Genomic DNA, 22,059 nt, shown 5'->3' with positions numbered 1-22,059 from the left:
GCGCGCCGCCGCCCCTACCTCGGCCCGTGGCCGGAAGCGCCGGCGTTGCCGTCCCCTACCTGTTCTCGATCAACTGGTCCACCACGGCGGGGTCCGCCAGCGTGGTCGTATCGCCGATCTGGTCCAGCTCGTTGGTGGCGATCTTCCGCAGGATTCGGCGCATGATCTTTCCGGAACGCGTCTTCGGCAGGGCCGGCGCCCAGTGGATCACGTCGGGCGTGGCGATGGGGCCGATGATCGAACGCACCTGCTTCTTCAGGTCGCCGCGCAGGTCTTCCGTGTATTCCTCGCCCACGTTGAGGGTTACGTAGGCGTAGATCCCCTGTCCCTTGATCTCGTGGGGGAACCCGACCACGGCCGCTTCGGCCACCGAGCCGTGGGCCACCAGGGCGCTTTCCACCTCGGCCGTGCCCATCCGGTGGCCGGAGACGTTGATGACGTCGTCCACCCGGCCCGTGATCCAGTAGTATCCGTCCTCGTCCCTTCGGCAGCCGTCCCCGGTGAAGTAATACCCCTTGTACTGCTGAAAGTAGGTCTCCTCGAACCGCTGGTGGTCTCCGTACACCGTCCGCATCTGCCCGGGCCAGGGCTCCCGGATGGCCAGCACGCCCATAATGCCGTTACCCTCGAGTTCTCTTCCGCTCTCGCCGTCCAGCAGCACGGGCTTCACGCCGAAGAAGGGCAGGGTGGCGGAACCCGGCTTGGTGGGGATGGCGCCCGGCAGCGGGGAGATCATGATCCCGCCGGTCTCCGTCTGCCACCACGTGTCCACGATCGGGCACCGCTCCTTGCCCACGTTGACGTGGTACCACCGCCAGGCCTCGGGATTGATCGGCTCGCCTACCGTGCCCAGGAGCTGGAGCGTGGGCATGGGATGCCGCGCCGGCCAGTCTTCGCCTTCCCGTGCCAGCGCCCGGATGGCGGTCGGCGCCGTGTAGAACTGGTTGACGCCGTACTTCTCGATGATCTCCCAGCACCGGTCGGGCGCCGGATAGGTCGGAATGCCCTCGAACATGATCGTCGTGGCGCCGTTGCCCAGGGGGCCGTAGATGATGTAGGAATGTCCCGTGACCCAGCCGATGTCCGCGCCGCAGAAATAGATGTCGCCCTCATGGTAATCAAATACGTAGCGGTGGGTGACGCCGGTATACACCATGTATCCGCCGACGGTATGCTGAACGCCCTTCGGCTTGCCCGTGGAACCGGAGGTGTAGAGTATGAACAGGGGATCCTCGGCGTCCATCTCCTCGCACGGACAGTCGGCGTCGGCCCCGGCCATGAGGTCATGCCACCAGAAGTCCCGGCCTTCAGCCATGGGAAACTGAAAGTCTGGATCGTCCTTGACCCGGTCGACCACGATGCAGGTGGTGACCGGTTCGCCCATCTCCTTCTCCGCCGAGGCCATGGCTTCGTCCGCCACCGGCTTCATGAAGACCGGCTTGTCGCCGCGATGGGTCCCGTTGGCGGTGATGACCGTCGTGCAGGTCGAATCCACGATGCGGTCCGACAGCGAATCGGCCGAGAACCCGCCGAACACGATGGAATGGACTGCGCCGATCCGGGCGCAGGCCAGCATGGCGACGGCCAGTTCGGGGATCATGGGCAGGTAGATGGAAACCCGGTCGCCCTTCCCGACACCCCGCGACTTGAGCACGTTGGCGAACTTGCAGACCTGCTCGTGCAGTTCGCGGTAGGTGAGGCGCGCGTCCTCGCCCGGCTCGTTGCCTTCCCAGATGATGGCCGTCTGGTCGCCGCGCGTCTCGAGATGGCGGTCGATGCAGTTATGCACGATGTTGGTCTTGCCGCCTTCGAACCACTTGATGGACACGGGGCCCTTCCGCATATCGTAGTTATAGGACCGGATACGGTCCCATTTCCTGAACCAGTGGAACGATTCCGCCTTCTCGGCCCAGAAGGCCTCCGGGTCGGCGACGGAACGCTCGTATTCCCGCCGGTATTCGTCCAGGCTCTTCAGGTGCGCCTTGTTGCGAAAAGTTTCATTGGGCTGATACAGGTCGGACATGTTCGGTCTCCGGTCTTCAGTTTATGCTTGCGGGTGATGCCTGTTGTCTGGAATCGTTGACTACTTACTCCACTTCCACGTCCACGCGGTCTCCGGTCGACACGCCCAGCGTCTCGGCCGCGTTGCCGCCGTTGACGGCGATCTCGAGCAGTCCCGCGCTGTCCAGAATCGCCAGGGACGCGCCGGTGGCGGCTTCGTCGTAGGATGGGCTGACGCGGTCCAGCGCCAGGTCGGCCAGCCGGATCCGGAACCGCTTATCCCGGGTCTTCTCCAAGAAGAGGGAATCGCCGATATCCGTTATTATATTGCCATATCGGTCGATATGCAATACGCGACCGGTGATCCCGCCCTCATGGGCCGCAGGTTCGGTAACTGTCCCGGTTTCGTAGTCGGCGATCTCGGGACCGAATTCCGAAACGGGCGCGCCGAGGGCGAGATGGGCGGCCACGGGCGCGAAGACGTCCCGGCCATGGAACGTGTTGCTGATTTCCGGCAGCATGAAACGGGACTCGGTCACTGAAACGACCCGGAGATCCGTCTCCTTCGCGTACACGTGGGCGAAAAGGCCGTTGTCCGGTCCCACGAACCGGTAACCGGGCGTTTCCACGATCAGGGCCCGCCGCGCTCCGCCTACGCCCGGATCGACGACGGCCACGTGCACCGTCCCCTCCGGGAAGTAGGCATAAGCGGTGCGCAGGACGAAAGCGCCTTCTGCGATCTGCTGGGGCGTAATCTCATGGGACAGGTCCACGATCCGGGCCTCCGGGGAGATTCCCAGGATGACCCCCTTCATGGTGCCCACGAAGGCGTCGCGTTGGCCGAAATCGGTTAGCAGCGTGATCACGGACATGGCGTAGCTGGTTTCTCGTCGCGGGATGCGGCGTCCGCGTACGATTCCGATCGGCCCACCAGGATATTCCGGGGGGCGTCGCCGCCGACCGGACGGCCGTCAAAATCGCCGTAAGTCTGCGTGACCTTCAGTCCGGCCCGGTCCATCAGGGCCTTAAGCTCTTCCAGGGTATACATCCGCACGGACTCGTCGTAGCTTCTCTCCGCTCCGTCTTCCCTGATCCGCACCTGCTTGTTGATACGCACGTGCCCGCCCGCTTTCGACGGGTCCCCCGTAATCCAGCGGCGTTGCTCGACTTCCATGCCTTCCACGGTACGGCGGTCCGACGGAACGAGCGTGGAGATCACGTATTCTCGGTTAAGGTAGTCCATGAGGAAACTTCCGCCGGGACGCAGCGCTCGCGATATGGCTTTGAGGACCCGGGCATTCTCGCCGTCTTCCCGGAAATAGCCGAAACTGGTGAAGAAGTTGACCACGAGGTCGTATGCGCGGACCGCGGGCGGATCGCGCATGTCGCCCCGGATGAACGTGATGTCCAGTCCCTCGTCCGCGGTACGGCGCCGCGCCCGTTCAAGCAGTTCCTCCGACAGGTCAAGCCCGGTTACCCTGAAGCCGCGCCGGGCGAGTTCCAGGCTGTGCCGGCCGTCGCCGCAACCCAGGTCCAGCACCTCGCACGATGGAGGCACGTCCAGTCTGTCCACGAGGAAGTCGACCTGCCGGCGCGCCTCCTCGTCGTTCCTGTGGGGATAAACCCGTAGGTAGTCGTAACGAAAGGCGGTCTTGTACCAGTCGGACGCCGGACGGTGTTGAGTAGCCATATCCATCCACGGGTTTTCGTGTTCCTGAATCGACGAGTTTTCAATATACAGCACAGCGGGTTCCCGTCAATCCGGGAATGCCGGTCCGCCCCGTGCCGCATGGTCCGCCCGGTTCGCCCGGTCCGCCCCGTACTGTAGCGCTTTCTATTGACAACAGGTACTCATACGTTTAGTTTTACCACGTCGACTCACGGCCGTGGCGCCAGGTACTCCGGCCCGGCCCTGACCGGAGCATGACATGGCAGACAAAGACAAGCGGGCAAACGGTTCCGCGGCGGACGACGCGGAATTCGAAAAGCTGCTCGACGAGATGGACGAGCTGGGACGTCAGGCCGACGCCCTGCGTGCGAAGGTAAATCACCTCATCGACGAGATGCGGGAGAACGATGTTCCGGCGGACGAGGAAGTAGACGGCGCCTCGTCGGACGAGGAAGTGGACGGCGTCGCGGTGGACGAGGGCAGCGCCGCAGACGGCGAAGCGCATGATGCCGCCTCGAGTGAGGAATCGGGCGACATATCAGTAAACGGGCACGACGAAGCGGGTCACAACTCGGGCGAGGCCCATGTCGAGGTAGAGAAGGTGAACGAAGACGACGATAAAGATCTCGCCATGGACGCGGACACCGATGCAGCCGGGGAAGCAACCGATGAGGATGGAGATCCGGATGCTACGTGATTCCACCGGCTCGTCCGCAAAAGCTCACGTGGCTTCGCGTAACCCCTCGTACACGCCGAAGGCCTCTTCCCGCGACGGAATCGAGTAGGTCGCCCCGCGGCCGCGGACCTTGAGGCCCGCCATGACGGTGCCCAGCCGTGCGGATTCTACGGCGCCCATGCCCTGGGTCATTCCGTACAGCAGGCCGCCGTTGAACACGTCCCCGGCCCCCGAGGTGTCGGACACGCGCTCCGGTATGTAGGCCGGGATTTCGTGGATCCAGTCGTCCAGCCCCAACACGGCGCCTTCCGCACCGCACTTCACCGCGACCATGGCCACGCCCCGATCACGAGCCCGTTCGATCACCGAGCGGGCGTCCTCCGTTCCGAAGAGCGACGCGCTCTCCTCGGGCGCACTGGGCAGGAGGATATCCACGTGGGGGAGGATCTCGTCCAGGGCCTCCCGGGCTTCCTCCAGGGACCACAGGCCGAGCCTCAGGTTGGTATCGAAGGCGGTCGTGACGTTGTGCTCGCGCGCGATCCGGAAGGCCTCCAGGACGGCCGCCCGGCTGCTCTTCGATATGGCCTGGGTGATGCCGCTGGCATAGACGACTTTCGCGCTGGCGATATAATCCGGGTCGATGTCGGCCGGTTCGAGGAAGCTCGCGGCGCTGCCCGCCCGGTAGTAGGTGAACTCCCTTTCGCCGCCGGGAAGGATAGAGATGAAGTAGAGCCCGTTGGGCCGATCGAGGGGCGTGGCGCAACGCAGGTCGACGCCCTCCGACCGCCACGCTTCGGTCAGGAAGTCCTGGAAAGGGTCGTTGCCCACGTGGGTGACGTACCCGGTCTTCGCGCCGAGGCGGGAGGCCGCCACGAGCATGTTCATCGTGTCGCCGGCGAAGGTGCGGGTGTAGGTGTCGGTGGTGGCGAGGGGGCCTTCGCAGAACATCTCGATCATGCACTCGCCGATCGAGATGATGTCCAGTTCAAGCGGGCCAGACGGCCTTTCGGATATCCGCACGGCGGACCCTACCTCTTCAGGCTTACGGCCACGCCGTCCCTTAAGGGGATGATCGTCGTCCAGACCTCGCCGGTGCCGTAGGCCTTCCGGTTGTATTCCTGGATAGCCGAGGTCCAGCGGTCTTCGGACGGCTCGGTCACGCGTCCGCTCCAGAGCACGTTGTCGGTGACCAGCAGGCCGCCCGGCCGGACGCGCGGCAGCGCCAGGTCGAATACGCGGGGATAGTCGTGCTTGTCCACGTCGTTGAAAATCAGGTCGAAGCTGCCCTCGGTCTGCTCCAGCAGTTCCAGCGCGTCGCCCACCTGGATCTCGACGCGGTCCGCCACGCCGGCACGCTCGATGAACTTCCGGGCTTGCGCGGCGTTCTGCTCGCTGCCATCGGAGTAGTAAACCCGACCTTCCGGACCCACGGCCCGGGCGAGCCAGATGGTCGAATAGCCGATGGCCGAGCCCATTTCGAACACGCGTTTCGCGCCGCTCAGCACGGCCATCTGGTGCAGGACACGGCCAACCAGCGGGCCGACGATCGGGATCCGCTCCGCCTGCGCCTTCTCTTCCATCTCGGTCAGGACCTCGTCCCTGTCAGGCATCAACTCCGTCAGGTAGCCGTCCAGCGCTTCCGATAGTACGTTGGGCATGGGGTTGTTGCTCCTGTTTTCCATATTTAAAATATCTCGACCGTCACGTACCGGCCGGGATTGGATTTCAAATCAACAACGAGTTCGTCGAGACTCGTAACCAACTGGTCCATCTTACCGGCCACGCGGACCGCGTCTTCGTAGAGCCTGTCATCCTGAAGCAGCTTCCCCATCGTGCCTTCGCCGCGGTCAAGCCGCGTGAGTATATTGCCGAGCGCCGTGGACGTGGTCTGCAGATCATCCACCATAGTACTCAGCCGACCCGACGTGCTTTCCAGGTTGTCCAGCATGCTGGATACCTTTTCCCGTTCGGTCTCGCTCAGGTTCTTCGCGTTGACCACGAGCGAATCCATGTTCGACACGACCCGGTTGAACTGCGCACTCTCGCGTTTCAGCGCCTGCCGTACCTCGATGATCAGGTCATGCATGCCGGTCAGACTGCTCTTGATCGACTTGTCCCGCTCGGGGTCCAGGAGGATGTTGGCGTTCTTGAGCAGGTTGCGCATGTTCACAGTGACGGAATCGACCTGCGTGAACATATCGGAAATCCCAGGCGCGGCCGTGCCCTCGATCGTGCCGCCCGGGGGCACCATCACCGTGCTGACGCCCTTGCGGATGTTGATGGATTTCTCGCCCATGACGCTGCGCGAGATCACCTCCACCTGGGAGTCCTCGGGGATCTCGAAGGGCTCGTCGACACGCAGGGTGACGATGGGCGACATGTCGTCGAGCGTCACAGCCTCCACCTTGCCGATGCGCACGCCGCCCACGAGGATCGGATCGGAGGACTTGACCCCGACGGCGCTGCTCAGACGCACGTCGACGAGGTAGGTATCTCCCGTTACCCGCCATTCTTTCAGATAGAAGAGGCCCCAAACGAATATGATGATCGCCAGGAGGAAGACCATGCCCAGTTTCGCCTCGTCGGGCAGCAGGCTGTTTTTTGAGTACGTCACGTCACACCCCCGGTTTACAGTATCGTCCTGGCCAGCAGGTAATCCAGGCACAGGATCAGAATGCACGAGACCACCACGGTGTTGGTGGTCGCCTTGCCCACACCTTCGGCACCCGAACCCGGCTTCACCTTGAAACCCTGGTAACAGGCGACCGTGGTGATCGTTATCCCGAAGCAGAAGGCCTTGGACAGCCCGAAGAAGGCATCCTGGGTCCGGAAGAACTCCCGCATCCCCCGCTCGAAATCCGGAATGCTCACCCCCATCCGGTCGATCGCCGCGACCATGCCGGAAAGCGTGCCGATCAGGTCGGCGAAGACCACGAGGACCGGCAGCATGAACATTCCGGCGATGATGCGGGGGATCGCCAGGTAGACGATGGGGTTCATGGCCATCACCTCGTAGGCGTCGATCTGTTCGGTCACCCGCATCGTACCGAGTTCCGCCGCGATGGTGGCGCCCACCCGTCCCGACAGCACCAGGGCGCCCAGGACCGGCGCGAGTTCGAGGACCACCGACGACAGCACGACGCTGCCCACCAGGTAGGCGGGCACGTATCCCTGGAACTGGTACCCGGTCTGCACCGCGGTCACCAGCCCGGCGAAGAAGGCGATGATCAGGACGATCGGCATGGAGTGGATGCCGATCGCGAACATTTGGTGGACCATCAGTCCCCAGTATGTCCGGATGCGGGGCAGGTTCCGGACGACTTCGACCATCATCATGCCGAAGTCGCCGATGTTCGTCAGCGCCCAGAGGACGCGCCTGCCAAGGAAGGAGAGGAAAGCAGTCATAGTCGGCTATAGGGCCACGCGGCTACAGGACATCGAAGTAACGCGGCTAGAGCGCGATGAGCGGGGCGATGACCAGGGAAACCACCGACATCAACTTGATCAGGATGTTCAGCGACGGGCCGGACGTGTCCTTGAAGGGATCGCCGACCGTGTCTCCCACGACGGCGGCCTTGTGGGCCTCCGATCCCTTCTCGTAGCGCACGCCGTCGATGGTCAATCCCTCTTCGATCATCTTCTTCGCGTTGTCCCAAGCGCCGCCCGCGTTGGCCTGGAAGATCGCCATCAGCACGCCGGACACGGTGACGCCGGCCAGCAGGCCGCCCAGGGTCTCCGGGCCGAAGACGAATCCCACGACGACGGGTGTCAATACGGCCAGCAGGCCGGGAAGGACCATCCGCCGGATGGCCGCCTTGGTGGATATCTCCACGCAACGGGCGTACTCCGGCTTGCCGCTCGCCGCCTCGAAGACGACCCGGTCCTCCCGGGACCAGTCCCCTTCGTCCACCCCGTCGTTCTTCTTCATCACCGACAGCGCGGCCTTGAGTTCCGGGATGGCGTTGAATTGGCGCCGGACCTCCTCGATCATGGCCATGGCCGCCTGTCCCACGGCGTTCATGGCGAGGGCGGAGAAGAGGAAGGGCAGCATGCCGCCCACGAAGAGCCCCGCCATGACGCGGGGATTGGCGATGTCGATGCTCGAAATGCCCACCTGCACCATGTAGGCCGCGAAGAGCGCCAGCGCGGTCAGGGCCGCGGAGCCGATGGCGAATCCCTTGCCGATGGCCGCGGTCGTGTTGCCCACCGCGTCGAGCTTGTCGGTCCGCTGCCGGACCTCGGGGGGCAGCTCCGCCATCTCGGCCACGCCGCCCGCGTTGTCCGAAATGGGACCGTAGGCGTCCACCGCCAGCTGGATGCCCGTGTTGGACAGCATGCCCAGGGCCGCCATGGCGATCCCGTAGAGCCCGGCAAAGTAATAGGCGCCCATGATGCCGGCGGCGATGATCAGGATGGGGATGGCCGTGGACCGCATGCCGATGCCCAGGCCGGCGATGATGTTGGTCGCGGTGCCCGTCACGGACTGTCTTGAAATAGACGTAACCGGACCCGTATGGGTTCCCGTGTAGTGTTCGGTGATCAGGCCGATGCCGAGACCGGCCAGCAGGCCGATCGTAGCCGCGATGAAGACGCCCAGGCTGGTATAGGTCACGCCGCCCAGGGTGAAGTCGCCGGGCAGGAGGTAGTCGATGAGCAGGTACATGACGGCGACCATGATGGCGGAGGAGCCGAATTCGCCCTTGTTCAGGCCGGACTGGGGATTGCCGCCTTCCTTGACCGAGACCATGAAGGTGCCGAGGATCGAGATGATGATGCCGGCGCCCGCGATGATGAGGGGCAGGGTGATGAAGATCGGATCGTATACGCCCGCCACGAGGATGCCGGCTCCCAGCACCATGGAACCGAGAATGGAGCCCACGTAGGATTCGAAGAGGTCGGCGCCCATACCCGCCACGTCGCCCACGTTGTCGCCCACGTTGTCGGCGATGGAGGCGGGATTGAGGGGATGGTCCTCGGGAATCCCGGCCTCCACCTTGCCCACCAGGTCGGCGCCCACATCGGCCGCCTTGGTGTAGATGCCCCCGCCCACGCGGGCGAAGAGGGCGATGGACGAAGCGCCCAGCGAGAAGCCGGAGATGACGTTCAGCACCCGGCCGATACCCGACTCGTCGATCCCGAAAAGCCCCGTGTAGAGGATGAACAGGCCGCCGAGACCCAGGACGCCCAGACCCACCACGTTCAGGCCCATGACCGACCCGCCGGCGAAGGCCACGTGCAGCGCCTGTGCCAGGCCGGTCCGCGCCGCGTGGGTCGTCCGCGTATTGGCCCGTACGGCCACGCGCATGCCCAGGAATCCGGCCAGGCCCGATGCCAGGGCGCCGGTGACGAAGGACAGGGCGATGAGGGCGCTGGACTCGACCTTGCCCATGTTCGCCATGGCCAGCAGCACGGCCACGACCACGACGAAGATCGACAGGACCCGGTACTCCGCTTTGAGGAAGGCCATGGCGCCTTCGGAAATGCTGGCGCCGATGGCTTTCATCCTGTCCGTCCCCTCATCCTGCCCGTTGACCCAGGCCGCTCTCCAGATGGCGTAGATCAATCCCAGCAGCCCCGCGACGATCACACCGTACATCAAATCGTTCTCGATCATGTTCCTTTACCTTCTCCCTTGAAACCAGTCTGCCCTGATGACCACACACACAGAGGGCGGGTCAGGAACCCGCCCTCTGCAGTTAACATTCAACAGTTCTGTACCGCGGCAGCCAGCCCCGGCCGGTCCGCGGTATCACGAGATCAGCGAAGCTTGAAATCGACCGGCTGCGCTACCCATACGGCTACCGGCCGGTTGTTCTGAATGGCCGGAGTATACACCCATTGCCGCACGGCCTCGAGTGCCGATTCATCAAGACCCGCGCCGACGCCCCGCAACAGTATGGCGTCGCGGACCCTGCCTTCCCTGTCGACCAGGATCTTGATATAGACTCTTCCCTCTATCCCCGCCTTACGGGCCAGTTCAGGATACTCGGGCTGAACCTGGTACACCGGTGCCGGAGGCGTCTCGTAGGGCGTGAACGCGTCGGGCGGAGGCAGTGCCTCGTCCTCGATGACGATGTTCTCTTCCTGCGGCGCCTCGATGATGATGTTCTCCTCCTCGATGTCCTGGATCACCGGGGCGATCTGCTGGCTCATCTCGGTCTGAGTGGCGATCGTCATCTCGGCGGACACCTCGGCGTCATCCACGGGTTCTGGTATGCCGATCACCGGCTGGGAAGGCGCTTCCACCGGTACTTCGGGCATTTCCGGCGCATCGGTCAGCGCCGGCGGAGGTCCCAGATCGGCGTAATCCAGGATCCGCGTCGCGTAGACCCGGCTCTGCTCCTGGTACCACCAGACGCCCCAGTAGGTCCCCAGGGCCAGCGCGTGGATGATCACGGCCGCCAGAATGCCCCGTTTGGCATTCCGTTGGTAGAAGAACTTGATGGGGGATTCTTTCTTCAGGGGAAAATGGTCGACGCTGAGCAGCGATCCCATCATGAGCCAAACACCTCCTCGTACCTATCCTGCTCCAGAACCGTGATACTGAAACGGTCGATGGCGCCCAACTGAAGTTCGTCCATGACGTTCACCATCTGCTCGTAGGGACTCGTGCGCTGGATCAACACGAGGGTGACCAGCTTGGATTCGCCGTCGTGCATATCGGCGTTATCCACTTCCTTCTCCTTGATGAATTCCTGGACGTCATCCAGCGTCAACTCCTCCGGCGTCATGTCCCGGCCGATCTGCCAGAACATGCGGTCGTCGTCCAGCATGTAGATCAGCAGCACGTTCGATTCCGCGATCTCGACCTTGTCGTCCTTGTCGGGCGGAATGTTGAGCTCCATGGTCTGCGGCGCCCTGAATACCGTGGTGACCATGAAGAAGATGAGCAGGAGGAATGCGATGTCCACCATGGGCGTCATGTCGATGAAAACCTGGTTGCGAGGCTTTTTCTTCTTAGCACCTTCCTTCTTCCTGTCGCTGGCTTTCTGAGTGCCCTGGACGGCTGCCATGTGTCATCACCTCCTTACCATGTCGTGGTTCACCGGCCTGAGGCTGGTCGGCTCGTCGCCCGAGGATTCCGTATCGTCCTCGAAGTTCGTGACCAGGTTGAACCGGGTGTTGTTCGTTTTCTGAAGGATCTCCATCATGTCGCTGATGACGCCGAACTCGGCGTCCTTGTGCGCCTTGATGGCTATACGCAGACGGGGGTTCCTGATACGCGCCTCCACCAGCGCATTCTCCATTTCCGACATCTCGATCCCTACTTCGGGCTGGGGTTCCAGCCGCCAGAACAACGCATTCTCCGGCTTCGGTCCGACGGTCAGGATCACCACGTCCGATTCGGGCAGCTTGATGGCCGAATGGGACTCCGGAAGCAGGATGGGAATCGATTCGGGGGCCTTGAACTGCGTCGTGGCCATGAAGAAGATGAGCAGCAGGAAGGCGATATCCACCATCGGCGTCATGTCGATCATGACCGGCTTGTGTTTTGCGTGCGCCATATCAAAGACTCCTTAACGCCATAAAGCCGTTGGATTAGGCCCGGCCGGTAAGAATGGCCAGGACTTCCTGTGCCACTTCGTCCACGGCGTAGGTGAACATGTCCACCTTGTTGACGAAGTAGTTGTACGCTACGATACCCATGATGGCCGCGGCCAGCCCGCCCGCCGTATTGATCAGCGCTTCGGAGATACCCAGCGCGAGCTGAATGGCGTCCGGCGCGCCTTCGTTGGCCATGGCGGCGAAGGCCCGGATCATACCGATCGTCGTTCCGAGCAGCCCCACCAGGGTGGCGATGGTCGCGATGGTCTGCAGCGCGATCAGGTTGCGTTCGAGCAGCGGGGTCTCGAGAGCGTTGGCTTCGTCGAAGGCCCGCTTGATCTCCTGCACCTGCCGATCGCTGGTCAGGTTCTCTTCGGCGATGGAATCGAAACGCTCGAGACCGGCGCGCAGCACGTTGGCCATGGTGCCCTGCTGCGAGTTGCACAGGTTGACCGCACGCTTGATGTCGTTGTTGCGGATCGCGCCCATGGCGTCCTTGAGAAAAGCCACCTGCGGCCGCTTACCGCGGGCTTTCTTCAGCGTCAGCGAACGCTCGATGATGAAGGTGATGTCCAGCATGGTGAGCACCATGAGGCCGATGACCACGGGTCCGCCGTCCTTTACGAACTGTGGCAGAAAGTACTCGAAGATAATCCATGAAACAATAAAGCAAAGGACGATGATGATCATGATAAAGGCGCCTGGCCGCATATCAGATTCTCCTTAGACTTTGTACAGTTGCGATCGTGAACGTAGCAGCGAAACAATCATCTCAAGTGTGATATAATCCCTGCCGAATAAACCAAGAAACTATTGTGTCGTAACGCGTCCTCTTGCGTAGGCGGGACAAACGCCTTCCTTCACCACCACCTTTCAATCCGTGTCCTGAGTGTCGCCTTGAAAACAGGCTTGTCTTCTCAAATGTCGTTGTCCGGATTCTCCGTCTCGATTCGTCGAATATAGATGGCTTGACAATTCCGGTCCGTCAATCTCCCTGCAACTGCTCGTAAATCGCCTGCACGGTGTTCAACTGCTCGCGCGCCCTTCCATTGTTCGGATCCAGCTTTAGGCACTCCCGGTAATGACGGATCGCCGGAGCGAGCTGCTGCGAGTTCGTGTAGGCCTGGGCGAGCAAAAGATGATAGGACGCCTCGTCCGGTTTTAACTCGATGGCCTTCCGGAGTCGGCCGATGGCGCCGCCCCAGTCCTCGTTCAGTACCCGGTCGAACCCCAGCCGATAGTAGGCCTCGTGATCCGTGGGATCGATTTCAAGCACGCGTTGGAACGTCGTGCGCGCGTTGCCGTAATCCTCCAGGATGAGATAGGCCGTTCCCAGGTATTTCAGCGGCTGCAGAATGGTCGTCGGATCCTCCTCGGCCTCTGCGGTCCGCAGGTCCAGGGCCTGGAGCAGGGCGTCCCGGGCCACCGCGCCGTCCTGGGCCACCAGGCCCGTGATACCCATGTTCAGAAAGGCGAAATAGTCCGTGTTGTCGTGGGCGACCTTGGCCCGGTACATATCCAGCGAAGCCGCGTAGATCGCCGGTCTCTGGTCGCGCTCTGCCTCGCGGGAGGCGCCATAGATCTCCCTGCCGAGGTTGTAGTACACGTTACTCAGCGTTATCCGGGTCCGTTCGTCCTCCACCGCCTGAATCGCCGGTTCCAGCACGGCTTTGACGGCCGTCACGGCTTGCGCGTACTGTCCCTGCGCGATGTAAGAGCGTCCGTAGTACGCATAGGGGTTCTGGTCGGTGGGATTGACCTTGATGGCCTCTTCGAGGACCGGAATGGCCTCCTCGTACTTTTCCTGGTCGAAATAGACCAGCGCCAGCTGGATGTAGGGCTTCTCCGACGAGCCGTCCAGTTCAATGGACTTCTTCAGGTTGACTATGCCCTCGTCGTACTGTCCGACCTCCGGCTGCGTCTGTACCCAGCCCAGGCTGAAATGCAGCTCCGCGTTGTCCGCGTTCTGCATCACGGCTTCCTTGTAGGCGTTTACCGCCTCCATGTACCGGCCGTCGGCGACCAGCCCGTCCCCCATCGGCAGATAGGCTTCGATCCGGTCCGGGTCCAGCTCGATGGTCTTCATGTAGTGGGGCACGGCCATCTTGATCCGCTGCGTCTTGTTGAAGGACTCGGCCAGCATGTAATAGGCTTCGGCATTGGTCTGGTCCAGCGCCACGAATCTCTCCATCGGTTCGACGACGAGGGGATAGCGTTCAGCCACGTACTGGATGTACCCCTGCTGGTACCAGGCGTCTTCCAGATTGGGATCGAATTCCGTCGCTTGCTGGAATGCGGCGTAGGATTCGTTCCACTGGCGCGCCTTGAAGTGCAACTGGCCGATCCGGTAGTGGATCATGGCGGCGTCCGGGGAATCGGGCTGCATGGCGAGGGCCTGCCGGTAGTTGGTAATCGCCAGTCCCCAGACGTTCCGCGCCTCGTAGACGTCACCCAATCCCCGTACGTACAGCGGGTTCTGCGCATCGATGCTGCGCGCCCTGGTAAATTGCACCTCGGCGGTACGCAGATCCTCCTGCGCGATGGCAAGTTGGCCCTGGGCGTAGAAGAACCGCGCGTCCTTATCCTTGGTGCGCTTCAGGCCTTCCTCGATCGACTTCTGCGCGTCCTCGAACCGGCCCGTGCGGATCTCCTGCAGGCTCAGTTCGAAGCGGGCGTCGTGGTTCTTCTTCTGCTGGTCGACGGCGATCAGGAATTCGGAGTACGCCTCGTCGAGGTGGCCCTGCCGCTTGAGCGCCAGGCCGAGCAGGTAGTGGGCGTCCGTGTTCTTCTTCCCGTTGCTGAGTACGTCCCGGAGTATGGCAACGGTATCGTCGTAATTCCCGCTGTCGTAGACCGCCCGGGCGGCATCCACGCTCTGCGCGCCTGCCACGGCCGGCGTACCGGCCAGGCCGGCCAGCAGCAGCGCGCCGAGTACGAACAGAGCGCTTTTGCCTATCCTGCGGTTCACACCTGCGATCCACATGTTGGATACCTCCCGATGCTCTTGCGAGCCTTGTTACTGCAGTTTGACCGTCCGGACCGGCATGGTCGCCGGCACGACGCCTTCGTCTATGGCGATCTGCTGTCCCTTGACCGCCGTGAGAAAGGTTACGAATCCAGATACCAGGTTGACTTCCAGCGACGACCGCTTGAAGTAGCACAGCACCAGGGGCCGCCGGAGCGGATACAACTCCTGAAGCAACTTATGCTGCGTGGGCAGCAGATAGGGACCGCCTTCATCCTCGGCGATCCGGATCGTCTTGTAATAGGCCATCGTCTGGACGTCGTTCGTGATCAGAAGCCCCGTGATCCCGATCGTGCCGGGATAGGCGCCCGCGATGCTTGCCAGAGCGGCCATCGTGCTGCAGGGATACACGTTGGCGCCGTATTCCGCGCCTTCGAGCACCACGTCCTCGAAGACCTCGTACGTGCCGGAATTCCGATCGCGGACCAGGGGGCGGATCGCCATGTCCTTCCCCCCCAGTTCACGCCAGTTGGTGATCTTCCCGGTGTAGATGTCCCGCAACTGCCCCACCGTCAGGTCTTCGACGGGATTGTCGCCGTGGACGATAACCGCCAGCGCGTCGTGGGCGACGGTCCGTGTAATGAAGTCCGCTTCGCCGGCCGAGAGCGCTTCGACCTCGGATTCGTTGGGTTCACGGGATAACACCGCCAGGCGGCTTCGTCCCTCGGAAAGGTCGACCAGCGCTTCACGGGAGGTCGTCTTGCCCACATCGACGAAGGCTTCGTTGTAGACCTGCGCGTACTTGACCGCAGAACTCTCGATGTACGGGAAGGCGACCTCGGCGCTGGACACCTTGAGGTAACCCCGGGTGGCCGTTTCGTCGGGTTGGCCGCAGCCCGTCATGAAAAACAACAGGGCCGCACCGGAAAACGCTAACCGGAAGTGGACCCCGAACCTCGCCATGAATCGTCCTCAAGGATGGAGCGGGTCTCCTCGTTCCGCTTATCCGTGAAATAGGCGGACACGAACCGGAAGATCCCATAGAGAATGAGCACGCTGCCGAAAACCAGTCTCAATTGTTCCGTCTGAATGAACACCCGCAGGATAGTGCCGGTCAGGACCAGTACGCCGGATACGCACATCGCCAGCGCGACCACGTAGCCGAGTGCCTGCCGAAATGACGTAATACGGATCATACGCGGGTGAAACGGAATCCACCGAGCGGGCGCTAACGGACATTGTTGTACATAACTTCAACCTGTAGTTTCAATTCTAACTAAATAAGAAAGGCTGTCGCACGTTGTCAAGTAAAAGTTACGGCTGTCGCGGCCTGCCGTCCCCGCCCTTCTCACACAGTTCGATCAGTACGCCGCTTGTGCTCCGTGGATGCACGAAGGCGACCCGGACGCCTCCCGCCCCGATGCGCGGTTCCTCGTCGATCAGCCGGTACCCGCGGTCGCGCAAGTTCTTCAGCGATTCCGCCACGTCGTCGACTTCCAGGGCGATATGGTGGATGCCCTCCCCGTGCTTCTCGATGAAACGGGCCACCGGACTCTCCGGGGCCGTCGCCTCCAAGAGCTCCAGCTCGGTGTCTCCAGCGGGAAGGAAGGCCACGTTGACGCCGTCGCTCTCCACGGACTCCCGGCCGAGCAGCGGCAGCCCGAGGGCCTCGTGGTACAGGCGAAGCGCTTCGTCCAGATCGCGCACGGCGATCCCGATGTGGGCGACGCGGGCGGACTTTTCAGGCAGGTCCTTCGACATGGTATTCGACATCTCCTTCATGTGGCCGGCAGTGTAGCGGGCCGCCTTAAAACCGCTCGGGACGCGCCGGCGTCGCGACACGGCCGTGGCTAAAAACCGCTCGGGACGCGCCGGCGTCGCGACACGGCCGTGGCTCAAAACCGCTCGGGACGCGCCGGCGTCGCGACACGGCCGTGGCTCAAAACCGCTCTGGGCGCCGGTATTCTCCGAAGACGTCGCGGAGCGTATCGCAGATCTCGCCCAGGGTGGCCCGCCCGCGCACGGCATCGATGATCAGCGGCATCAGGTTGTCCTGCGTGCGGGCCGACGATTCGAGCGCCTCGAGCGCCCGTGCCGAGGCCCGCCCGTCCCGCTCCTTCCTGAAAGCGCGCACCCGTTCCACCTGGCGTGCTTCGATGGCGGGATCGATTGGAAAAGGCGCCGGCCCCTCCTCATCATCGCCGGTAAAGCGGTTCACCCCCACGATGACTTGTTCTTCCCGTTCGACGGCCATCTGGCAGGCATAGGCGCTGCGGCTGATCTCCTCCTGGGGATAACCCGCCTCGATGGCCCCCAGGGCGCCGCCGTAACCGTCGATGCGTTCCAGATGCGCCCTCGCCGCCGCCTCGATCTCGCCGGTCAGCGCTTCCACGAAATAGGACCCGGCAAAGGGGTCCACCGTGTCGGCCGCCCCGGTCTCGTGGGCGATGACCTGCTGCGTCCTCAGGGCCAGGGTCGCCGCCGATTCGGAGGGCAGGGCGAGCGCTTCGTCGAGACTGTTGGTATGGAGGGACTGTGTGCCGCCGCACACCGCCGCCAGGGCCTGCAGCGCCACCCGCACGACGTTGTTCTCCGGCTGCTGCGCGGTCAGCGTCGATCCGCCGGTCTGTGTGTGAAACCTGAGCTGCCAGGACCGGGGGTTCTTCGCCCCCACCCTTTCCCGCATGAGCCGGGCCCAGAGCCGCCGGGCCGCGCGGAACTTGGCCACCTCTTCGAAGAACTGGTTGTGGGCGTTGAAGAAGAAGGAGAGCTGGGGCGCGAAGGCGTCCACGTCCATCCCGGCGTCCGTGACCGCCTTCACGTACCCCAGCCCGTTGGCGAGGGTGAAGGCGACCTCCTGCACGGCCGTGGCGCCCGCTTCCCTTATGTGGTACCCGCTGATGCTGATAGGGTTCCATTTCGGCATGCTGCCGGCGCAGAACCGGATCAGGTCGGTGGCCAGGCGCAGGGAGGGACCAGGCGGGTAGATGAAGGTGCCCCGCGCGATGTATTCCTTCAGGATGTCGTTCTGGACCGTACCCGCGAGCCGCTCCAGCGGTACGCCGCGCTCTTCGGCCACGGCCGCGTAGAGCGCCACAAGCACCGTGGCCGTGGCGTTGATGGTGAGTGAAGTGCTGACCGACTCCTGCGGGATTTCATCGAAGAGGGTCCGCATGTCGTCGATCGTGGATATCGCCACGCCCGTGCGGCCAACCTCCCCGGCCACCACGGGATGATCGGAATCATAGCCGATCTGGGTGGGCAGGTCGAAGGCCACGGAAAGCCCGGTCTGGCCCTGGGACAGGAGGTACCGGTAACGGGCGTTGGTCTCTTCGGCCGAACCGAATCCCGCGTATTGCCGCATCGTCCAGAGCCGACCGCGGTACATGGTCGGGCGGATGCCCCGCGTAAAGGGATACTCCCCCGGCATTCCGATATCGGCATCCGGATCGATGTTTGCCGTGTCCTCGGGCGTGTACAGCCGCTTCACGGGAATGCCGGAGCCGGTCTCGAAACGGTCGCTGCGTTCGGGCAGCCGCTCCAGCGCCGGCTTCAACTTCTGCTCTTCCCATGCTTTCCGGGCCGTTTCAAGGGATTCCTTGCCAGCATCCATGACCGGTAAGTCCGCGTTACAAACGGGTAGAAGGGTGGCTGAACGGACCCTGAAAACTACACCTAAATCACCCGGACGTCAACGGGTTTGGGGCAGTGGCCCCACGGTGTGGATGGCCAATCAGGGGATCGAATCAATCCCCTCCGGACACCCTCAGGTAACCTTCAACCCGTCCGAGACGCGTATTCATATCATGTATCTCGGATCTCATGGATGAGAACTCGGTACGCAGAGCGACAAACTCGGTGCGCATCTCCTTCAGCTCCGATCTTACCTCATCCCTGAACTCCTTGTCTTCCCGATCCAGGTAAGTGAGCGTCGCGATAAAGAGGATTCCGAGTGTCACCAGGAACATCCCGACTGCGGTTGCAATCTGTGCGCCGAATGTCCAGTTGTCACGGGATGTTGCAGTCAATTTTAGCCTCCAGGTCTACGATCTTGTTCAACAGGATGAAACTACGGTATTGACTCCCTATTGGCCGATGCGGCGTCATCAATGGAAGCATCGGAACCCCTGAGATGTTCCTCAATAGATAACAGTCGGTTTTCAATCGCCACGAAACGACGATCTACCGCCTCGAAACGACGATCTACCGCCTCGAAACGACTGTTCATGGTCTGCAATCCAGCGAAGAAGACGACAATGATCGTCAAAATCGTTCCGACAAAACCACCGAGCATTACCCAATCCTTACGTTCCATCGTTTCTCCATGATGGTGACGGTAAATAGACTGAAGAACCGGGTGTACAATCCCTCAGGTTGCAGACCCCTTGTATAATGAATAGCCGAAATCGAGTTCGGATATCTCGTAAGAAAAAAACTATTGTGGGTATATGGGCAGTCTGACCGGCTGGAGAGGAACGGTCCACGGCAGGCTAGGAGCAGGCCGGAAGCCGGCTAGGAACCGGCGAGACCCAGCGCGGCGGCTTCGCCCTGCATGGCCTCGATGACGTTGGCGATGTGATCGCCCAGATCGAGGCCGAGACTTTCGGCCCCTTCGACGATGTCCTCGCGGGAAACGGCCCGGGCGAAGGCGATGGCCTTCATCTTCTTGCGCACGGATTTCACCCTCACCTCGTGCACGCTTCCGGAGGGACGCACGAGGGCGACCGCGGTGATGAACCCCACGAGTTCATCCACGGCGAAGAGCGTCTTGTCCATCAGGCTGCGCCGTTCGAGGCCGAGGTAGGTGGCGTGGGACTTGATGGCGTAGATGACGTCCTCGGGATAGCCCTGCTCCTCCAGGATTTTCGCCCCGCGCATGGGATGGTCCTCGGGGTCGGGCGTGGCTTCGTAGTCGAAGTCGTGCAGCAGGCCCACGATGCCCCATTTCTCCTCGTCCTCGACGTACTTCCTGGCGTAGTGGCGCATGGCGGCCTCCACGCCCAGGGCGTGCTTCCGCAGGCTGTCCGTCTTCGTGTGTTCGTGCAGCAATGCGAGCGCGTCGTCGCGGTTCAATGCGATTCCCTTCTCGGTGGGCGGGCGGCCAATCGAATGGGCGGCCTGTCGAATGGGCGCCCAGTCGAATGGGCGGCCAGTCGAATGGGCGGCCTACCGGACCACGGCCCGGCCGTAGTAGTAAGGCAGGGCCTGGGCGGACGGTCGGTAGGACCAGGCCAGGCGGGCCTTGCCGATGTTGGCCCCGGGACCGGCATCGGTCTCGTCGCCGTCGTAGATCACCACGTTGAAGCCGATGGTCTCGCCAATCTGCGGCGGCGCGCCACCCGGCATGTCGGCCCAGGGGATGGCGGTCTCGATCACGTAGCCGGTCGCGGCGAACCTGGACGCCACCCGCATGCCCGGCGCCGTCTTCTCGATCACACCCTGATGCGCGTCGGCGTCCCTTGCCGCCCTGGGTTCGCGTCCCGCCGTGGTGCCGGGAAAGATGCCCGCCTTGAAGACCGACAGCGTGTTGTCGCTCCGGCCGGAGGGGTCGACGCAGATTTCCACAGCATCGGACCGCCAGTGGCCCTTGATGTCGTCCGGCGCGATGTTGCAGACCACCGCGTCGTCCCGCACGTCCACGGCGACGTACAGGTTCGTCTGGTCGTAGGCTGCGCGGAAGACCGCGCTGCAGTCGTCGTCGCCACCCGGCAGGGAACCCGACCAGATGTGGTCCGACGGGATGGCATGGGGCTCGATCCCCGCCCAGTCTGCGAGATCACCGTCGATCTCCACGGGACCCGCCGCGGGCGCGAGATCCATGACCGGCAGCACGTCGATCATGCCGCTGCCGTCAACGGTCTGGCCGGCCGGACCCGAACCTTCCGCCTGGTCGGCCGACAGCCGCACCGGGTAGCTGCCCTGCACGACATCATCCGGCACGCGTACGGTGAAGGAGACCGTCGTCTCGCCGCGTCCCGGTACCTCGTAGTCCGCCTGCAGGGGGCCGCCCGCCCACCCTTCGGGAAGATCGAGCCTTACCCGGCCCGATGCGCCTTCGGGGATCCGGCTGACGACCCTCGCCTCCAGGGCACCGGTCATGCCCGATCCGATGGACAGCGCGGCGGGCAACAGGTCCGCGACCCATGATACCTGGTGTGCTTCGGCCCAGCGGCGGTAGCGGACGATGTCCGAACGGGGCACCATGCCAATGGACAGCGGTTCCGTCGAAGGCGGCGGACCCAGAGCGATGCCGGGATCGCGCGGGCCCTCCAGACCGCCAAGGAGGGTCTTGAGGCCTTTCGGCGAAGGCGGCACGAGAGACTTGACCAGCATGAACGCCTCCGCCCCGGCACCGCGCGGCGGCACCGTGGCTCTTCGGTCGAAACCCTGCGACCGGAAGTTGCGCAGGGCCAGGGACTTGATCTCCGCGTAGCTCATGAAGCGGCTGGGCGAGATGTCGCCCGTGGGTATGAAGACGGCACCAAGCCGCCGGGCATTGTAGTACAGTTTCGCCGGCTGCCACGTGCGCAGATACTCGTCCTCGATCTGCGCCGGAAACTGTTCGGGATCGGCCGCGGCGGTGAAGGCCTCCGTGGCAAGCCGGGCCGCCACCTGGTGATGGCCGTGGGTGCCCGGGCCGGGCCACATGGTCACGATGACTTCCGGACGGAGCAGGCGGACCATCCGCACGACCCTGCCCAGCGTGTCCTCGTAGCCCCACACGTCGAAGGTGGCCTGGTCGCTAAGCGTGTAGAAGAAATCGGTCTTGTCCAGGAAGTAGACCAGGTCCACTCCGTACTCGGCGGCGGACCGTCGGATCTCGGCCTCGCGAAGTATGCCCAGCGAGGGTCCGAGCTCCCGGCCGATGGCGTTGCCGCCACCCTCGCCGCGCGTGATGAGCACGATACCCGCCTTCGCGCCGCCGTCGAGGACCTCGCGCGCGAAAGTGGCCGTGACCCCGCTTTCATCATCGGGATGGGCGCCTATGTAGAGCAGGTCTACTTTCAGCAAGTGGTCGGATCGCATCTGTTCAATGGGCTGTGCGAAGACTGATCCGGACAGCGTCAGGGGAAGCAGGGCGAAGACAAGCCATCTTCCCGCAAGTATGCAAAGGTCACGCATCATTTCATGTCACATCTGAGAAAACGGGCGTACCCGGTTCGAACGGGCGGTACTCGAATCGGACGAGCGAAACCGGATCGA

General features: G+C 63.1%; 21 protein-coding genes and 1 pseudogene. All 22 read right to left on the bottom strand.

The window, feature by feature from the left end:
• Positions 1 to 55: 55 nt before the first annotated feature.
• A complete protein-coding gene (gene acs, locus F4X08_04525; GenBank protein ID MYD25062.1) occupies positions 56 to 2,023 on the bottom strand; it encodes an acetate--CoA ligase in 1,968 nt (655 codons plus the stop codon).
• Positions 2,024 to 2,087: 64 nt separating this feature from the next.
• The gene (locus F4X08_04520) at positions 2,088 to 2,873 is read right to left on the bottom strand and encodes an SAM-dependent chlorinase/fluorinase (GenBank protein ID MYD25061.1); all 786 of its coding nucleotides are present in this window, start codon (positions 2,871 to 2,873) and stop codon (positions 2,088 to 2,090) included.
• A complete protein-coding gene (locus tag F4X08_04515) occupies positions 2,864 to 3,697 on the bottom strand; it encodes a methyltransferase domain-containing protein (protein MYD25060.1) in 834 nt (277 codons plus the stop codon). The genes F4X08_04520 and F4X08_04515 overlap by 10 nt, the downstream gene beginning before the upstream one ends.
• 356 nt (positions 3,698 to 4,053) lie before the next feature.
• Positions 4,054 to 4,158, bottom strand: a pseudogene (locus F4X08_04510) (2-oxoglutarate dehydrogenase E2).
• Positions 4,159 to 4,391: 233 nt separating this feature from the next.
• Entirely contained in the window at positions 4,392 to 5,366 is a 975-nt protein-coding gene (locus tag F4X08_04505; protein ID MYD25059.1) for a sugar kinase, read from the bottom strand.
• A gap of 8 nt (positions 5,367 to 5,374) precedes the next feature.
• Positions 5,375 to 6,028 (bottom strand): O-methyltransferase, encoded by a 654-nt coding sequence (locus F4X08_04500; GenBank protein MYD25058.1) that lies wholly within the window; start codon positions 6,026 to 6,028, stop codon positions 5,375 to 5,377.
• Between the two features lie 2 nt (positions 6,029 to 6,030).
• Entirely contained in the window at positions 6,031 to 6,960 is a 930-nt protein-coding gene (locus tag F4X08_04495; protein ID MYD25057.1) for an MCE family protein, read from the bottom strand.
• Positions 6,961 to 6,974: 14 nt separating this feature from the next.
• Positions 6,975 to 7,751 carry an ABC transporter permease gene (locus F4X08_04490; protein ID MYD25056.1) on the bottom strand — a complete coding sequence of 259 codons (777 nt, stop codon included), beginning with the start codon at positions 7,749 to 7,751 and terminating at the stop codon, positions 6,975 to 6,977.
• A 46-nt stretch (positions 7,752 to 7,797) separates the two neighbouring features.
• A complete protein-coding gene (locus F4X08_04485; GenBank protein ID MYD25055.1) occupies positions 7,798 to 9,960 on the bottom strand; it encodes a sodium-translocating pyrophosphatase in 2,163 nt (720 codons plus the stop codon).
• 143 nt (positions 9,961 to 10,103) lie between these two features.
• Entirely contained in the window at positions 10,104 to 10,844 is a 741-nt protein-coding gene (locus tag F4X08_04480) for an energy transducer TonB (protein ID MYD25054.1), read from the bottom strand.
• A complete protein-coding gene (locus F4X08_04475; protein ID MYD25053.1) occupies positions 10,841 to 11,359 on the bottom strand; it encodes a biopolymer transporter ExbD in 519 nt (172 codons plus the stop codon). Before F4X08_04475 ends, F4X08_04480 begins: the two co-directional genes overlap by 4 nt.
• Positions 11,360 to 11,365: 6 nt before the next feature.
• Entirely contained in the window at positions 11,366 to 11,851 is a 486-nt protein-coding gene (locus F4X08_04470) for a biopolymer transporter ExbD (GenBank protein MYD25052.1), read from the bottom strand.
• Between the two features lie 34 nt (positions 11,852 to 11,885).
• Positions 11,886 to 12,602 (bottom strand): MotA/TolQ/ExbB proton channel family protein, encoded by a 717-nt coding sequence (locus F4X08_04465; protein ID MYD25051.1) that lies wholly within the window; start codon positions 12,600 to 12,602, stop codon positions 11,886 to 11,888.
• A 274-nt stretch (positions 12,603 to 12,876) separates the two neighbouring features.
• Positions 12,877 to 14,874 carry a tetratricopeptide repeat protein gene (locus tag F4X08_04460; protein MYD25050.1) on the bottom strand — a complete coding sequence of 666 codons (1,998 nt, stop codon included), beginning with the start codon at positions 14,872 to 14,874 and terminating at the stop codon, positions 12,877 to 12,879.
• 33 nt (positions 14,875 to 14,907) lie between these two features.
• The gene (locus F4X08_04455) at positions 14,908 to 15,819 is read right to left on the bottom strand and encodes a hypothetical protein (GenBank protein MYD25049.1); all 912 of its coding nucleotides are present in this window, start codon (positions 15,817 to 15,819) and stop codon (positions 14,908 to 14,910) included.
• The gene (locus F4X08_04450) at positions 15,789 to 16,052 is read right to left on the bottom strand and encodes a hypothetical protein (protein ID MYD25048.1); all 264 of its coding nucleotides are present in this window, start codon (positions 16,050 to 16,052) and stop codon (positions 15,789 to 15,791) included. Before F4X08_04450 ends, F4X08_04455 begins: the two co-directional genes overlap by 31 nt.
• 118 nt (positions 16,053 to 16,170) lie before the next feature.
• On the bottom strand, positions 16,171 to 16,617 hold the full coding sequence (mce, locus tag F4X08_04445) for a methylmalonyl-CoA epimerase (protein ID MYD25047.1): 447 nt from the start codon (positions 16,615 to 16,617) through the stop codon (positions 16,171 to 16,173).
• Positions 16,618 to 16,795: 178 nt separating this feature from the next.
• Positions 16,796 to 18,469 (bottom strand): methylmalonyl-CoA mutase, encoded by a 1,674-nt coding sequence (locus tag F4X08_04440; protein MYD25046.1) that lies wholly within the window; start codon positions 18,467 to 18,469, stop codon positions 16,796 to 16,798.
• A 133-nt stretch (positions 18,470 to 18,602) separates the two neighbouring features.
• On the bottom strand, positions 18,603 to 18,884 hold the full coding sequence (locus F4X08_04435) for a hypothetical protein (GenBank protein ID MYD25045.1): 282 nt from the start codon (positions 18,882 to 18,884) through the stop codon (positions 18,603 to 18,605).
• A gap of 41 nt (positions 18,885 to 18,925) precedes the next feature.
• The gene (locus F4X08_04430) at positions 18,926 to 19,171 is read right to left on the bottom strand and encodes a hypothetical protein (GenBank protein MYD25044.1); all 246 of its coding nucleotides are present in this window, start codon (positions 19,169 to 19,171) and stop codon (positions 18,926 to 18,928) included.
• 197 nt (positions 19,172 to 19,368) lie between these two features.
• Positions 19,369 to 19,929, bottom strand: coding sequence for an HDIG domain-containing protein (locus tag F4X08_04425; protein ID MYD25043.1), 561 nt, complete (start codon positions 19,927 to 19,929; stop codon positions 19,369 to 19,371).
• A gap of 93 nt (positions 19,930 to 20,022) precedes the next feature.
• Entirely contained in the window at positions 20,023 to 21,981 is a 1,959-nt protein-coding gene (locus F4X08_04420; protein ID MYD25042.1) for a hypothetical protein, read from the bottom strand.
• Between the last annotated feature and the right edge of the window lie 78 nt (positions 21,982 to 22,059).

This window comes from Gemmatimonadota bacterium, from assembly GCA_009841265.1.
Lineage (GTDB): Bacteria > JAAXHH01 > JAAXHH01 > JAAXHH01 > JAAXHH01 > JAAXHH01.
The sequence above is the reverse complement of the archived record's forward strand: the minus strand, read 5'-3'. Positions and strand labels throughout refer to the sequence as shown.